Origin of the sequence: Ponticoccus litoralis (genome assembly GCF_039769985.1) — a bacterium.
In the GTDB taxonomy this organism is placed as follows: domain Bacteria; phylum Pseudomonadota; class Alphaproteobacteria; order Rhodobacterales; family Rhodobacteraceae; genus Ponticoccus; species Ponticoccus litoralis.
Genome location: NZ_JBDNCH010000002.1, coordinates 1,858,768 through 1,873,382, shown reverse-complemented (window position 1 = coordinate 1,873,382; position 14,615 = coordinate 1,858,768). Strand labels below are relative to the sequence as shown.

Genomic DNA, 14,615 nt, shown 5'->3' with positions numbered 1-14,615 from the left:
GAATGCCTCACTTATATTCGATAATCCGCATTTTCGCTCCGGTCAGGCGTCGCAGATGGTAGCGCGCGAGGCCGATCATGTTGGGAAATTTCGACAGGGTGATTAACGCCGCGTGGTTGCGGACGTCATCGGCGGGCAGGCCCAGCCGCCTGAGACCGCGTGCCGTGCGGATGTGGTTCACCACGTAGACCAGCAACGCCAGCAGGCTCAGCCATGGCTCGGTGAACAGCCCCAGCACGAAAAGCACCGGCAGCACGGCGCCGTAAAACAGCACCCGGCGCACTTCGGTGACGAAGAAGTCCGGGTGCAGCCCGTGGACCTGCCCAAAGGCGTGCCCGGTGCGCACGGCCCGCGCCCACCACTGGCCAAAGCGCGTCATGGCGGCGTCGTGGCGCGTCATCTCCAGCGGCAGCCGATGCAGCGCCCAGCCCGCCTTGCGGAACCGGCAGCAGACGTCGTCGTCCTCTCCGGCGATGACCACCGGATTCATGCCGCCGACCTGCCGCCAGAGGTCGGCGCGCACCATCATGTCGCCGCCGCAGGTCAAGATCTCGCCCGCCGGGCGGCGCCATTCGAAATCGCAGAGCTGGTTGTAGACCGAGGCATCGCGGTGGATCTCGGACCGCCAGCCGGTGACCATGCCGACATGCGGGTTCGCTTCGAGAAAGGCGCGCCCGGCATCCAGCCAGCCATCCACCAGCGCGCAATCGCCGTCGATGAACTGCACGATCTGCGGGTCGTCCAGCGCGTCGAAACCCGCGTTGCGGGCGCGCGCGGCGGTAAAGGGCACCGACATGTCAAGGCGGACAACCCCGGCGCCGCGCGCCTCTGCCGCGGCCACAGAGGCGTCGGTGGACCCGCTGTCCACATAGATCACCTGCCGCGCCTTGCCGCGCACCGAATCGAGCGCCGCGACAAGCCGCGCGCCCTCGTTCCGGTCGATCAGGACCACATCAATAGGCGTCATTCTGGCACCTCCGGGCGGCGCGGCATGGGTCTGCCGTCGATATAGCCGCAAAACAGGGATGAGAGGCGCGCGGCCTCCCGGGAAACATCAAAGGCCGCCTCGACGCGCGCGCGGCCCTCGGCGCCCATGCTCCGACGCAGGCTGTCCGAGCGCAAGAGCCCGGCGATGGCCTGCGCCAGCGCCCGAATGTCGCCCGGCGGCACCAGCCGCCCGCTGGCGCCGTCCTGCACCAGTTCCGGCACACCGGCAATCTGCGTCGTGACCACCGGAACATGAGAGGCCAGCGCCTCCATCAGGACCACGGGCACGCCCTCGGCAAAGCTGGGCAGGGTGAAGATATCGGTCTCTGCCAGCGCCTCGGCAACCTCGGACTGGCTGCGGTAGCCAAGGAACTGCACGGTCTCGCCCAGCCCCAGCGCGCGGGCCTGCGCCTCGAGTGCGGGGCGGTCGGGGCCGTCGCCGATCAGGGTCAGGCGCAGCGCCGGAAACCGCGGCTTCAGCGCCGCCACCGCCTCCAGCAACACCGGCACGCCCTTCACCGCCGCCAGCCGCCCGACGAACAGCAATTCCTGCCCCTCGTGCGGGGCGGGGCGATAGCGCGCCGGATCGACGCCGCAGTGGATGATGTGGAAGCGGTCCCAGTGCTCCTGCCCCGCAAAGCACATCAGCTGCGAGCGGCAGAAGTCGCTGATGCAGGCAACAAAGCGCGCCCGCGCGGCCTTTTCGTCGATCTCGCCAGTGGTGCGGTTCGAAGAAGATGTCGGGGCCGTGGATGGTAAAGCTGTAGGGGATGCCGGACAGCTCTGACGCCAGCATCGCCACGGTGCAGGAGGCCTTGGCGATATGGTTGTGCAGATGCTCGACGCCGCGCTGCGCGAGGTGGTCAGCCAGCACGGCGGCCTCTGCGAAATAGATCAGGTTGTAGAGCCGTCCCTTGATGCCCTTGGGCGCGGTCTTCCACGCCAGCGCCAGCGCCCGCAGGTAGCGCCCCGGCTGCTGCATCCAGCGCAGATGGGCAGAGAACAGGCGACGCGGCGACTTGCAGGCGTCCAGAACCTTGAAGGTCCGCGCATGTTCGTCGCGCTGTTCCGGCCCGACGAGATGTTCCGCGCCTGTCGTGCGGATCGAGCAGGTTTCGACCGGGTGGCCAAGCGCGCGCAGGGCCGCCACCTCGCGCTGGATGAAAGTGTCAGAGGCGCGCGGATACTCTCCGGTCAGGTAGGCGATGCGCGGCAGGCTCATGTCTCGGCCTCGCGGGTGCGGGCCATGAGGCCCTCAAAGGTGTCGGTGTCCTCACCCGGGAAGGCACTGCGCATCGCCGTGTTCGGATAGCGCAGCGGCATCATGCGGGCGCGCAGGATCGGTTCCCGGAAGAGGCCCGGCAGGCGGCTGGCCAGGGGCTTCAGCAGCCGGACCAGCGCCAGCCACGCGCCATAGGGTACGGTGACGTTCAGGCGCGGCCAGCCGTAGCAGCGGCGGTGCACCTTCAGGAACCGCGCCCGCGTGGGCCGGTCGTCGTCGAAGACGTTCAGGACGGATGTGCCCTGCGGAGCGGTCCGCGCGCAGTCCACCGCGACCCGCGCCACGTGGTCCACATGGGCCAGCGGCAGCTCCCCGTCCGAGCCGATGGTGACAAACAGCTTCGAGGCCCAGAACCCCTGAAGCGCATGCCGGGACCGCCCCGGTCCCCAGATCGCGCCCGGGCGCAGGATCCAGTTGCCCCCGGCCTCGCCATCCTGCGCCATCATCGCCTCTTGCAGGCGCTTGGACCCGGCATAGGGATCGCGGGCGCTGCGCAGGTAGGCCTCTGGCTGGTCCAGAGCGTCGGGCGCGAGCGCGATCAGCGGGCTGGCCTCTGTCACCGGCTCGCCCGGCGACAGCGCGTCGGTGTCGTAGACCGCCAGCGACGAGACCATCACCAGCCGCAGATCGGCGGCCCCGCAGGCCGCCAGCACCGCGCCGGTGGCGGCGAGGGTGTCGCGCACCAGCACCTGCGGGTTGTCCCCCATGAAGGCGGCGGCATGGATCAGCGCCTCGACCGGCGCCAGCAGGGCGCGCAAGCGCCCGGCCTCGGTCGAGAGGTCGATCCGCGCAACGGTGATGCCCGCATCCGCCTCCCACTCCGGCAAGGGCGCGCTGCGGCAGAGCGCCAGCACCGGGTGCCCGCGCCGCCGCGCTTCGGCCACGCAGGCGCGCCCGACAAAGCCATTCGCGCCGGTGACGGCGATAAGACCAGCGTTCAGGTCGCCCATGGCATCGGCTCCATCGGCGCGCAGCGGGTGACCATGTCGACCGCCGCGCCCTCGCGCGCGTTCTGGATCGCCAGCGTGACCTCGGTCAGGTGCAGGGCGAAATCGTTGGACAGGCGGCAGGGGCGCCCCTCGCGCGCCGCCGCCAGCACCTCTGCGGGGCCGAGCATGAAGTTCATCGCCGCAGCCCCCCAGCGCTTGACCTTGGGATGCGTCGGGCCGGGCAGCTTCACGCGGGACGGAAAGGGATGCTCCATCAGCCGGCGCCGCAGGGTCAGACGGCGGGCAAAGCGCACCTTGGCCTCGTTGTCCCAGGCCGCCTTGCAGGACAGCACACCCCTGTCGCCGACGATGCGGATGCCGTGGTCGTGCGGCGCGACGATGGAACAGGTCAGCCGCGTCACCGGCCCGTTCTCGAAATAGAGAACCGCGACAGAGACGTCGGGCGCATAGGGGCCGCCGCCGCCCTTGTCGGCGGGCGGGATCGTCTCGGCGCTGGCGGCCACGACGCGACGCACCGGCCCGAACCACGAGATCAGCCATGTCAGGTAATAGCCCGCGTGTTCCAGCGTGCAGCCGACGCGGAATTCGTCCTCGGCGGGCCAGGGCGCGCCGGTGTCCGAGCGCCACTTGTCATAGGCCGCCTGCGGAATGAAGCCGTCGTCGAGTTCCGCGTAGATCGCGCGCGGGGTCCCGGCCAGACCGGCCCGCAAGGCATGGCCCAGCGTCTGCGCCGCCTCACCCAGGGCCGAGCAGGGCGCCGAGGCCAGCGCCAGCTGCTTGTCCGCCGCCAGCGCATGCAGCGCCTGCGCGTCCTCCAGCGTCATGGCAAGCGGCTTTTCCGAGTAAACCGGGTGCCCCGCCAGAAGGCAGGCGCGGGTGGTTTCGAAATGTGATTCGGGATTCGTGAGGTTCAGCACTAGCGCCCCCGGAGACGCGGACAGCAGCGCCTCTATCGAGGGTTGCGGAACAATGCCCCAGGAAGTGCAAAACCGTTCCAGCCGGGCGGCATCACGGTCATGTGCACCGACCACCTCGATGCCCTCCATCGCAGCCAGCGACAGCATGTAGAGATCGGCCACAAACCCGCATCCCAAAAGGATAATCTTGTCACGCACGTTCTGCGCCCCCGCTTCCGGCGAACAGTTTGTTTCCCGATTCTGACGCCTGTGACAGATATTTCCACCTTGGATAAACGAAGCAAAAGACAGAGAATTGAGGCGGGAATTTGGCGCCGGGGGGCGCAATCCGGAAACACCGTCAATGACGGGATCCAGCTTCATCCCTGCTGCGGGATGGGGTCTGGGGCTGATGTTTCCTGCGCAGGCCAAGGAGGTCGCATGAAAGGTATGCTTTTCTCTGTCGCGGATCAGCCGATCCGGGTCAATGTGCCGGATTGGTACGCGCTTGCCGACCATGTGGTGTCCCGCATGGAGCGCCGCGAAGGCTTTGCCCTTGCCACGCTCAACCTCGACCACCTCGTGAAGCTGCGCGAGCCGGGCGCCTTCCGCGACGCCTATGCGGCGCAGGATCTGATCACCGCCGACGGCAACCCGATTGTCTGGATGTCGCGCCTTGCCGGGCGCCCGGTGAAGCTCATTCCCGGATCCAACCTGATCATCCCGCTGGCGCGCATGGCCTCCAACGTGGGGGTCACCGTGGCGCTGTTCGGCTCGACCGAAGAGGCGCTGGCCGAGGCCAAGGCCCATATGGAAGGCGAGCTGCGCGGCCTGAACGTGGTCTGCTGCATCGCGCCGCCTATGGGCTTCGACCCGGCCGGGCCAGAGGCCGAGGCGATGCTGAAGCAGATCGAGGCCTCTGGCGCCGGCCTGTGCTTCGTCGCGCTTGGCGCGCCCAAGCAGGAAATCTTCGCGGCGCTGGGTCGGCGCGTGACGCCGGGTCTGGGCTTTGCCTCGATCGGCGCCGGGCTGGACTTCTTCGCGGGCCGTCAGAAACGCGCGCCGCAATGGGTGCAGCGGCTTGCGCTGGAATGGCTGTGGCGCATGGCCCTGGACCCCAAGCGGATGACCAAGCGCTACCTGAAGTGCATGGCGATCCTGCCCCGGCAGATGGCCCAGGCCGCGGCGCTGCGGCTGTCGCGTCACAAGCTCTGACATCACGACAGGCTCCGCGCGCGGGGCCTGCGCATCAGCAGCGCATCTTTCAGCTTTCGCTTGAGGCTGCGGGGCGGCAGGATCTCCTGCCCCATCTCGAAGGTCGATCCGGTCAGCGAGGGGTCGCACATCAGGGCCAGCCTGACGCCCCAGCGCGCCGCGACCTCTGCGGGCAGCCCGTCGGGAATACCCATCCCGGTCCGCAACATGCCCGGCATCCAGTCGGATATGACGATCCCCGGAAAGCGATCCGCAAGGTCGGCGATCAGCGCCCGGCTGTGGATGCGCGCAGCCCCCTTCGACACCGCATAGGCCGAGGACGCGGGCAGCGGGTTCAGATCCGCGAAGGTGGCGACGTTCAGGATGCGCCCCTGCCCGCGCGGGCCCATGTCCTCCAGCGCGGCGCGGGTGCAGTTGACCGTGCCGCCAAGGTTGATCGCGACCGTCTGCATGAAGCTGTCGCCGCTTTCGTCCAGTGTGTCCCGGCGCGGGTAGATGGCGGCATTGTTGATCAGCAGGGCCAGGGCGCCATGGGTCGCGGTCAGCCCGGCAAAGCAGGCCCGGACAGCGCCCCAGTCGGCCACGTCCACCGGGACGGGAACGAAGGTACCGGTGCAGGCGGCCCCGGTTTCCGCCAGCGGCGCGGCGCGGCGGCCCAGCCCCGCCACGGTGAACCCCTGCGCGCAGAGCTGCACCGCCAGCGCCCGACCCAGCCCAGAGCCCGCGCCCGTCACCACGGCGAAACCGTCCTGCGGGGTCAGCTGCGTCATGTCTCCTCCGTCAGAATGCCCCGGGCCACGCGCAGGGCGTTGGCGGCCACGGTCAGGCCCGGGTTCACCCCCATCGAGGTCGGCATGAACCCGGCATCCGCCGACCAGAGGTTCGTCACGTCATGGCTTCGGCAGTCGGGGCGCAGCACAGAGCGCGCCGGATCGGTGCCGAAGCGCAGGGTGCCGCAGGGATGGCCCCAGTTCAACTCTGGCGCGACGCCGAGGAAGAGCCTTCTGTGCCCCCGGAACCCCTTGCGGATCGCGGTGCGAAAGGCTCTTCGGCGCGCCTTCAACTCGTCCGAAAGCCTGTAGGTCACGGACAGGCGCGCCGGCTGCGCCCTGTCGAAGGTGACGCGGTTCTCGGGGTAGGGCAGATCCTCCATCAGCCCGACGAAGACCTGCGCGCCGCCCAGCATCCGCTGCGCCAGAGCGGCGGGCAGGCGCGCGGCGGGGTGCAGGCGGGACAGGCCGCGCTGCGTCAGCATCCGGTTCATGTAGAACAGGATTTCCCCGTAAGAGGCGCGGATGCCCATGGCCTGCACCGTGCCCAGCCGCTGCCCGTCGCGGTGATAGAAGTCGCGCAGCGCGATCGCCTTTGTCGCGCCTTCGTCCGGCCCCTTCGGCCAAACTGCGAACATTTCGTTGAGATGAAACATCAGGTTGCGCCCGACCAGCCCCGAGCGATTGGCAAGACCCGTGGGCCAGGCCTCGGAGGCCGAGGCCAGCAGCAGCCGCGCCGAGCCAAGCGCCCCGCCGCAGAGGATATAGCGCCGTGCCCGAAGCCGGTGCTTCTGGCCGCCGACCAGCACCTCTGCGTGGTCGATCATGTCGCCGTTCGCCACCAGCCGCAGAACCTGCGCGCCCTCCAGCAGCGCCGCCTTGCCGGTCGCCAGCGCCGGTTCCACCCCGGCAGAACGCCCGTCCATCTTGCAGGGCTTCGGGCATTTGCGGCCAAGGCAGTTTTCGCAATCCGCCACCCGGTCGACGGCGGTCGGAGCGTGATAGGGATGCAGGCCGCGCGCCCGCAGGCTGACCATCAGCCCCTCTTCCATCCGCGACAGCGCGGGCGGCGCGCGCAGCGGCAGCGGCTCTTCCGCCGAAAGCGGATCGGCGCTGCCATGGACGCGGTACATCCGGGCGGCGCTGGCATACCACGGCGCCATGGCGTCGAAACCCACCGGCCAGCCGCCGCTGGGGTGCGGGCGCGCGGCGCTGTCGTCGAGGTCGTGCCGTTCCGGCCGTTCCAGCGTCGCGGCGTAGAAGGCGGAACTGCCGCCCACCCCGGCGCCCAGCGGCGCGTAGAAGGCCTGTTCCACGCCATCCAGCGTGACATGCAGCGGCTCGGGCCAAAGCCCGCGCGCAAGCCGCGCCTCGGGCACGAAGATCTCGGACAGCCCGTTGCGCTCGGACCGCAGGCCCGCGCGGCCCTGTTCCACGAAGAGCACCTTCTGCCCCGCCTCGGCCAGCGCGCGGCCCAGCGTGCCGCCGCCCAGCCCGGCGCCGATCACCAGCGCATCCCATGGCCCCCGGTCGAGCGGATCTTGCCCCGGCGCGGTCATGGGCTGCTGGCGCCATGCAGCACCGCGCGCGCCGAAGGCCCGCGGAAGACCGGGGCAAAGAGGTCGCGGACCCGCAGCGCCGCCGCGTTGGTGACGTGGTTGTTGTCGAAATACTGGCCGGTGCCGTCCTCGACCGCGCGGCAGGTGCCCCCGTCACAGAAGCGGGGCCAGCTGTCGAGGACCGTGATGGCCCCGCGCTCTGCCAGCGCGACCCACGGCGCCTCGGCCATGGCGGCGCGCGGGGCCAGCGCCGCTTCGGGCACCTCTGCCTCTGTCTCGGGCGCGGGGGCGAGCGGCCAGCCCGCATGGGCGGCCTCGCGCGCGGCCTTGCGGCTGTCGTAGCGCGGGATCTCGGGCGGCTGGCGCAGCACGAAGACCTGCGGCACCCGCTGGCGCAGCTCCGCCACCGTGCTGGCCGCTGCCTCGGACAGCAGGGCGCCCTGCGCCTGCCCGGTGTTTTCGGGCCGGTCCGTCGGATAGAGCGCGATGCGGTTGTGCGCATCGCGGCCCACCCCCTGACCGGAGGCATAATAGCTCCACCGTCCGATCAGCAGGACCCTGTCGAGGCTGTCGAGCCGCCCGATGGCCTGCCGGATCTGAAGGTTCGCCTGCGTGCAGGCCATGTCCTGCGCGGGAGTCGCGGCGCTTTCGACCTTGCGGAGGCCAAAAAGCGGCGGGCAACCCGCGCGCCACAGGATGAGGCCGGGCACATCCGCCTCATGCGCGGCAAGGTCCAGCCCCTCCTTGAAGGCGCGGGTGTGGCTGTCGCCCCAGACCAGCACGCGCGGCGGGCCCTCGGGGCCGATGGGACAAACCTCCAGCCCGTCCAGCGGCAGGCTGTCGGCGATGTAGCAGCGGCTGAAGTCCTGCAGGAAGTCGCCGGAAGCGGCGATATGGACCCGCGCCTCTGGCCCGAAGCGGTCGGGCAGGCCGTCGGCCTTGTAGACATAGGCCCCCAGCGCCAGCACGCAGGCCGAGGCGATGGCCGTGCCGCCCAGAACCACGCCGCCCGGCAGGCGGCGGGCATAGCGCACCGGGTTCTCGATGAAGCGCCAGGACAGCCAGGCCAGCAGGACCGACAGCGCCATCCACACCACCGCCTCGCCCGCATTGGCATATCCGTCGCGCAGGTAGGTCGACAGCGTGTAGACCGGCCAGTGCCACAGGTAGAGCGAATAGGAGATCACCCCGAAGAACCGCGCCAGCGGATGCGTCAGCAGCCGGTTGATCGGATTGTCGCCGGTGCCGCTGGACAGCAGCAGCAGCGTGCCCGCCACCGGCAGCACCGCCAGCAGCCCCGGAAAGGCCGGTCCCGCCGGGATCAGCACCACCGACCCCAGCACCAGCAGCAGCCCCAGCCACGACAGGGCAGCCCTGCCGCGCCATGGCCGGTTGCTCCCCTGCCCCCAGATCGCCAGCAGGACGCCCGACAGCATTTCCCACGCGCGGAAGGGAAAGAGATAGAAGGTCGCGGTGGGCGAGACCGGCGTCAGCGCGATGCAGGCCGCCAGCGACAGCGCCCAGGCCGCCACCAGCGCGCCGATCAGCCCCCAGCGCCAGCGCGCCAGCAGGAGGATCACCAGCGGCAGGAAGACGTAGAACTGTTCCTCGACCGCAAGGCTCCATGTGTGCAGCAGCGGCTTTTCTTCCGAGACGGTGTCGAAATAGCCCGCCTGCCGGAAGAACAGCACGTTCGACAGGTAGAGGGTCGAGGCGATGGCCGCCTTGCCGTATTCGCGGAACTCGAAGGGCAGAAGCAGCGCCCAGGCCACCGCGCCGGCCCCGAGGACCGTGGCGAAGAAGGCCGGCGCAAGGCGGCGGAAGCGGCGGATGTAGAAATGCTTCAGCCGGATGCGGCCCGTGGCATCGTATTCGCGCCAGAGGATGCCGCCGATCAGGAAGCCCGAGATGACAAAGAAGACGTCGACGCCGACAAAGCCGCCCTGCAGCGGAAAGCCGAAATGGTAAAGCACGACAGAGACGACCGCGACGGCGCGCAGGCCGTCGATGTCGCCGCGATAGGGCATGGGGCTGATGGGCGGCCCGCTCATGCCTTGGGGCGCCCCTTGGGTGCGGCTGTCATCCTGCTCCTTCCGGTTTCTCCGGTCGTGCCTGTGCTGGGGATACTACCGCCCGTCGGCGGCAAGGTCAGCGACAAGAATTGCAATTTTCTTCACGATACCCGGTTTCACGGCGGCAATGTGGCCTTTCGCGGGTCATGGCGTGAAGGCGCCCGGATTTCGGGCGGTGTGCGGCGGGGCGGGCCGGGTCAAGAGGTATTTGGACCAAGAAGAAGCAGGGGATGGCCCCTGCCCGGTGCGGCTGCGCCTTTGGCTCCGGGCGGTCAGGGGATGAGGGTCAGATCGGCGGGCCTGTCCTGCGCGCGCACGGCCCGGTAGACCCGGGCGACCTGACGGGCCTTCTGCGCCCATGTGAAATGCTGCCCGACCCTTGCGCGGGCGGCGGCGGCCATGGCGGCGAGGGGCGCGGGATCCTCGGCCAGGCGGTCGAGTTCGGCGCGGAAGGCCGCGGTGATCTGGGCCCGCGTGCCGCAGGGGACCTTGAGGCCGGTTCCGGGGGTCACAAGCTCGCCCGGGCCGGCATAGTCGACGATCAGCGGCACGACACCCAGCGCCATCGCTTCCAGAACCACGCCGCCGCCGAATTCGCGGATCGAGGGGAAGGACAAGAGGTGGCAGCGGGCCATGATGCCCTGCACCTCGGCATGCGGTTGCCAGCCGTGGAAGGTGATCCCCGGCAGGCCCTGCGCCTGTATTTCCAGCGCCGGGCGCATCGGCCCGTCGCCGATGATGTCGAGGTGAAGCCTGCCCTGTTCCAGCAGCGGGCGGGCCGCCTCTATCAGCATGTCGCAGCCCTTGTAGGGCACCAGCCGCCCGGTGAAACAGGCGCGCAGGGGGCCGGGGGCGGGCGCCGCCACGCGGCTGAAGCGCGCCGGGTCGATGCCGTTTTCGGGCAGCCAGACCAGCTTGTCGCGGACCGTCGCCGGGAATTCCGACGCCGTGTGCCGCGATCCGGCAAGGATGGCCGAGGCATGGCGCAGGGTCGCGCCGCGCCCCGGCAGCAGCTTGTAGGCAGAGCGGACACGGCTCAGCCACTCTTTCTCGGCGTCGCGTTCGGCCTCGAAGCCCTTGGGCCAGGGCACGCCGCCGTTCAGCGGGCCGAGGATGAAGGGCACGCCCGCCCGGGCGCAGCGCCCCGCCGGGGACGAGGAGATGGTGGGCGAGAGCGGCGTGATGCGGTGGACGATGTCGAAATCGCGGATCGATGGACCGAAATGTTTCCAGACCAGCCGCTCGAAATAAGGGTAGCTGAGCGCGTTGATCGCCTGCACCATGGTCCAGCCCTTGCCCTCGCCCATGCGCAGCCGCTCTGCCAGGCGCCACATCGGCGCGGCGAAGGCTTCCGAATCGATGGCGGTGAAATCGGTGCCTTCCACCATGCCGGCGCGCAGGAAGGCCGCGCGGTTGCGCACCTGCGTGACGATATGCACCTCGGCCTCCGCGCGCAGGGCGGTGGCGAGGGACCAGCCGACCAGCGGCACGCTGACCCATTCGGGGTTGGCCGCCTCGGCGATGGCCGAGGACGCGGGGGCGGCTCACAGGATGGATTTCCATTTCAGCCCCTTCGGCCCGGTCTTGCCCTTCGGCCCCTTGCTTCCGGTCTCGCCCTGCAGCCCGCCGGGCCCGATCTTGCGGAGGCCCAGGCGTTCGGACCGCAGCCTCTCGGCGTAGCCGGTCAGGGCGCCGGCCACCAGCAGCGTCAGCGGCGTGATGGTCGCGTTTGGCAGGAGGTCCAGCATGTTGATCGCCAGCAGCAGGGAGAGCGGCGCGATGAACTGCGAGACCTGGCCCGCGCGCGCCGCCGCCTCGCGCCCGATCAGCAGGAGCGGCAGCAGCAGTAATCCGAATTCCGCGAGGAAGCCGACCCAGCCGTAGACGCCGATGACGATGATCCAGCGCCCGTCCGTCACCGTCAGGATTGTGCCGAAGACCGGGTCGAGGATGTGGTTCCGCCCCCAGCTGCCCCAGCCGAAGATCGGCTTTTCATAGGCGCGGTCCAAGAGCGTGTTCTCATTGCTGAAGCGGAAGTCGAGCGAGGCCGCGCGGTCCGGGTCGATGGCGGCGGCCTGGCTCAGCAGCCATTGCTGCGGCACCAGATCGGCGCCCTTGAGGATAGGATAGGCCAGCGCGATGGAGCCCAGCACCACCGCCACGCGGATCTGCATCCGCGTCGGCAGGACGATCACCATGGGCACCAGCAGGACGGCGAAGATCAGCGCGCCCAGAGACTTGGACAGCACCAGCACCGCCGACAGGTAGAGCGCGGCGAAGAGGTACTTCAGCCGCCCGCTTCCCGCTTCCGACCAGCGCCAGAGCGACCAGGCCGAGACGACCGCCGTCATGCAGAAGAAGGCCACCCAGAGGCCGTGGTACAGAAAGACCACCGGGCGAAAGCCGCCAGCCCGCATCGATTGGCCGAAGAAGTGCTGGTAGTAGCCGTAGACCCAGAGGTTCAGCTGCGGCGAGAGGCGGATCTCGATCAGCATGAACAGCGAGTAGACAAGCCCCCCGACCATCAGCGCGCGCAGAAGCTCGCGCTGCGCGCCGCTGCTGGCAAGGTGCTGGCGGGCCAGCAGGAAGGGCAGGATCCTCATCATCTGTTCCAGCGGGAGCGCGACCATGTCCTTCAGCCCCAGCCCGGGCAGGCCGATCTGGCCGTAGAAGACCGGCTCTGCATTGGTGGCGACGGTCAGCACCGGCGAGAATATGAAGGTGAAGACCAGCGCCTTGCCGACGGCGCTTTGCGGCAGCAGCGGGACCCTGTTGCCGTCCTTCCACAGGATCAGGGCAAAGGCGGCAAGCGCGGGCAGGTTGTGTTTCGTGAAGGGCGGGAACATCGGCAAGTCGAAGACCGCAGGCGGTTCCGGCAGGAAGAGATAGCCCAGCATCAGCGACCAGATCACCGCACGGTCGCGCGGCAGGCGCGTGAACATCACGCCCGCGATCAGCGGCCAGAGGGCCAGCGCGAGATAGGCGATCGGGTTGGGCATCGGTCCCGTCAGATTGTGGCCGCATCGGGCCGTTCCCCGCCCTTGTACCGGGATCACGGGGCAAAGTCGCGGCTGCAATGCGGTGAAAGCGGGGTGCGTGACACAACTGCGGGATTGCCGCCATACTGGAAACGATATCCCGCCCGGGGTCATGGAATCACCGCATTTTCAGGATAATCAGGGAACAAGGGGAACGCCGGGGGCTGACGACCATGACAAAGGACAGGCTGCGCATCGCCTACCTGTGCGATCTGTCGCCGCTTGACCGGAACCTCTATTCCGGGGGCAACGCGCGGATCTTCGAGGCGCTGCAACGCCATGCGGGCGATGTCACGATCCTGCCGCAGCACTGGGGCGCGGCAGAGCCGCTGCGGCGCGCAATCGAAGGCCTGCCCGAGCACTGGACGATCCGCCTGCGCTGGCGCGCGCATTTCGCGCTGCGCCACGTGATCGGCAGGGCGGCGGGGCGGGCCCTGCGCGGGGGGCGCTTCGACGTGGTCTTCGGTGCCTATTCGCTGCCCGCCTTCTCGGGCGTTCCGATCCCCGGGGACGTGGTCAGCGCCTTCACCTCGGATGCGGTGCAGTCCGTCTATCGACAGTCCGAGATCGGCCAGCAGTTCGACCGCCCGGGCGGCATCGGCGCGGCATTGGACGGCTGGGTGGAACGGCGCGAGCGCGCCGCCCTGCATCGCGCGGATCTGCTGCTCTGGCCCTCCGACTGGCTGAGCCAGGCGGTGACGGCGCGCTACGGCACCGATCCGGCGCGCGCGCATGTGCTGCCGCTAGGGCGCCAATATCGCGCCGCAGCCAGCCCCAGCCCCGCGCGCCTTGGCCCCCGACCGTACCGCTGCACCTGCTGGTGATCGGGCGCGACTGGTGTGCCAAGGGCGGCCCCCGGCCTTCGACTGCATGACCGCGCTGCGCGACAGCGGCATCGATGCCCGCCTGACGGTGATCGGCTGCACGCCGCCAGAGGCTCACCGGTCAGAGCATGTCACCGTCCACCCGCAGTTGAACAAGGCCGTGCCGGAGGAATTGCACCGCTTCGAGGCGGCGATTGCGGCGGCGCATTTCCTCGTCCAGCCGTCTTACGAATCCTACGGCTTCGCCTTCTGCGAGGCCTCGGCCATGGGGCTGCCCGCGCTGTGCCTGCGGGTCGGGGGCGTGCCGGTCCGGGACGGCGTCAACGGCCACGCCCTGCCCCCCGGCGCGACACCCGGGGATTTTGCCGCGCTGATCCGGCGCTATCTGGACGACGCCCCCGCCTATGCGGCGCTCTGTGCCTCGGCCCGGCGGGAATACGAGGTTCGTCTGAACTGGGATGCCTGGGGATGGGCACCGCGGCCTTGCTGCGCAGGGCCGTCGCGCAGAAACAGGGGCGCGCGCTGGCGTGACCGGGGTCGCGTGCTACCTCTGCGGGGCAGATCCCGGCAGGAGCACACAGATGTCCCACTCTCCGCTGACCGACCACAGGGCGCAGGGGCGGCAATCCGGCGGCGCAGGCTGGATCGTCACCAGCCGGTTCGTCCCCGCCCCGGCGGAGCGGATGCGCACGGTTTCGGGCGCGGGCGCCGCGCGGCTGTCCACCCGCCTTGACCCGGCCCCTCAGCCCGCGCCCATGTCAGCACCCATGCCTAAACCGGCATCGATGGTCCCGCCGCCGCAGCCCGCGCCCAACGGCGGGCCGGACCTGCGCTCCGATCAGAGCCATTCGATGCCGGTCAAGCCCGGGGCGCTGCGCGCGGCGGGCATCCTCACCAAGAGGGCATGCGCCGCCAAGACCTCCCTGCCTCTGTTCCGACCTTGACCGCAGGCCCCCCGAGTGTACCGCAGCAGCCTAGTCACCATCACACGCGCCTTTCCGGTCCTTGCGCTTCTGACGCTT

Annotated in this window: 11 protein-coding genes and 1 pseudogene; 3 read left to right on the top strand and 9 right to left on the bottom strand. The window is 69.6% G+C overall.

What is annotated here, in order from left to right:
• Positions 1-7: 7 nt before the first annotated feature.
• The 4 genes and pseudogenes from ABFB10_RS10265 to ABFB10_RS10250 form a co-directional block, all read right to left on the bottom strand.
• On the bottom strand, positions 8-967 hold the full coding sequence (locus ABFB10_RS10265) for a glycosyltransferase family 2 protein (protein WP_347166450.1): 960 nt from the start codon (positions 965-967) through the stop codon (positions 8-10).
• Positions 964-2,209: pseudogene (locus tag ABFB10_RS10260) on the bottom strand (glycosyltransferase). Before ABFB10_RS10260 ends, ABFB10_RS10265 begins: the two are co-directional and overlap by 4 nt.
• Positions 2,206-3,219, bottom strand: coding sequence for an NAD-dependent epimerase/dehydratase family protein (locus ABFB10_RS10255; RefSeq protein ID WP_347166449.1), 1,014 nt, complete (start codon positions 3,217-3,219; stop codon positions 2,206-2,208). Before ABFB10_RS10255 ends, ABFB10_RS10260 begins: the two are co-directional and overlap by 4 nt.
• Positions 3,207-4,334 carry a Gfo/Idh/MocA family protein gene (locus ABFB10_RS10250; protein WP_347166448.1) on the bottom strand — a complete coding sequence of 376 codons (1,128 nt, stop codon included), beginning with the start codon at positions 4,332-4,334 and terminating at the stop codon, positions 3,207-3,209. The genes ABFB10_RS10255 and ABFB10_RS10250 overlap by 13 nt, the downstream gene beginning before the upstream one ends.
• 222 nt (positions 4,335-4,556) lie before the next feature.
• Between ABFB10_RS10250 and ABFB10_RS10245 the strand changes: the two genes are divergently transcribed.
• Positions 4,557-5,330, top strand: a complete 774-nt coding sequence (locus ABFB10_RS10245) for a WecB/TagA/CpsF family glycosyltransferase (protein ID WP_347166447.1) — start codon at positions 4,557-4,559, stop codon at positions 5,328-5,330.
• A gap of 2 nt (positions 5,331-5,332) precedes the next feature.
• Here ABFB10_RS10245 and ABFB10_RS10240 read toward each other — a convergent pair whose 3' ends face one another.
• The 5 genes from ABFB10_RS10240 to ABFB10_RS10220 all read right to left on the bottom strand — a co-directional run bounded on the left by ABFB10_RS10240 (position 5,333) and on the right by ABFB10_RS10220 (position 12,730).
• Positions 5,333-6,100 (bottom strand): SDR family oxidoreductase, encoded by a 768-nt coding sequence (locus ABFB10_RS10240; protein ID WP_347166446.1) that lies wholly within the window; start codon positions 6,098-6,100, stop codon positions 5,333-5,335.
• The gene (locus ABFB10_RS10235) at positions 6,097-7,659 is read right to left on the bottom strand and encodes a GMC oxidoreductase (protein WP_347166445.1); all 1,563 of its coding nucleotides are present in this window, start codon (positions 7,657-7,659) and stop codon (positions 6,097-6,099) included. Before ABFB10_RS10235 ends, ABFB10_RS10240 begins: the two co-directional genes overlap by 4 nt.
• On the bottom strand, positions 7,656-9,710 hold the full coding sequence (locus ABFB10_RS10230; RefSeq protein WP_347166444.1) for an acyltransferase family protein: 2,055 nt from the start codon (positions 9,708-9,710) through the stop codon (positions 7,656-7,658). Before ABFB10_RS10230 ends, ABFB10_RS10235 begins: the two co-directional genes overlap by 4 nt.
• Positions 9,711-10,003: 293 nt before the next feature.
• Entirely contained in the window at positions 10,004-11,221 is a 1,218-nt protein-coding gene (locus ABFB10_RS10225) for a glycosyltransferase family 4 protein (RefSeq protein WP_347166443.1), read from the bottom strand.
• Positions 11,222-11,275: 54 nt separating this feature from the next.
• Entirely contained in the window at positions 11,276-12,730 is a 1,455-nt protein-coding gene (locus ABFB10_RS10220; protein ID WP_347166442.1) for a hypothetical protein, read from the bottom strand.
• 212 nt (positions 12,731-12,942) lie between these two features.
• Here ABFB10_RS10220 and ABFB10_RS10215 point away from each other — a divergent pair, with 212 nt between their 5' ends.
• Positions 12,943-13,593, top strand: a complete 651-nt coding sequence (locus ABFB10_RS10215) for a glycosyltransferase (RefSeq protein WP_347166441.1) — start codon at positions 12,943-12,945, stop codon at positions 13,591-13,593.
• A gap of 46 nt (positions 13,594-13,639) precedes the next feature.
• On the top strand, positions 13,640-14,326 hold the full coding sequence (locus ABFB10_RS10210) for a glycosyltransferase (RefSeq protein WP_347166440.1): 687 nt from the start codon (positions 13,640-13,642) through the stop codon (positions 14,324-14,326).
• Positions 14,327-14,615: the final 289 nt, after the last annotated feature.

Coding starts and splice junctions, on each gene's coding strand:
- ABFB10_RS10265 (WP_347166450.1), bottom strand. CDS start 967: ATGACGCCTATTGATGTGGTCCTGATCGACCGGAACGAGGGCGCGCGG.
- ABFB10_RS10255 (WP_347166449.1), bottom strand. CDS start 3,219: ATGGGCGACCTGAACGCTGGTCTTATCGCCGTCACCGGCGCGAATGGC.
- ABFB10_RS10245 (WP_347166447.1), top strand. CDS start 4,557: ATGAAAGGTATGCTTTTCTCTGTCGCGGATCAGCCGATCCGGGTCAAT.
- ABFB10_RS10240 (WP_347166446.1), bottom strand. CDS start 6,100: ATGACGCAGCTGACCCCGCAGGACGGTTTCGCCGTGGTGACGGGCGCG.
- ABFB10_RS10235 (WP_347166445.1), bottom strand. CDS start 7,659: ATGACCGCGCCGGGGCAAGATCCGCTCGACCGGGGGCCATGGGATGCG.
- ABFB10_RS10230 (WP_347166444.1), bottom strand. CDS start 9,710: ATGAGCGGGCCGCCCATCAGCCCCATGCCCTATCGCGGCGACATCGAC.
- ABFB10_RS10220 (WP_347166442.1), bottom strand. CDS start 12,730: ATGCCCAACCCGATCGCCTATCTCGCGCTGGCCCTCTGGCCGCTGATC.
- ABFB10_RS10215 (WP_347166441.1), top strand. CDS start 12,943: ATGACAAAGGACAGGCTGCGCATCGCCTACCTGTGCGATCTGTCGCCG.
- ABFB10_RS10210 (WP_347166440.1), top strand. CDS start 13,640: ATGACCGCGCTGCGCGACAGCGGCATCGATGCCCGCCTGACGGTGATC.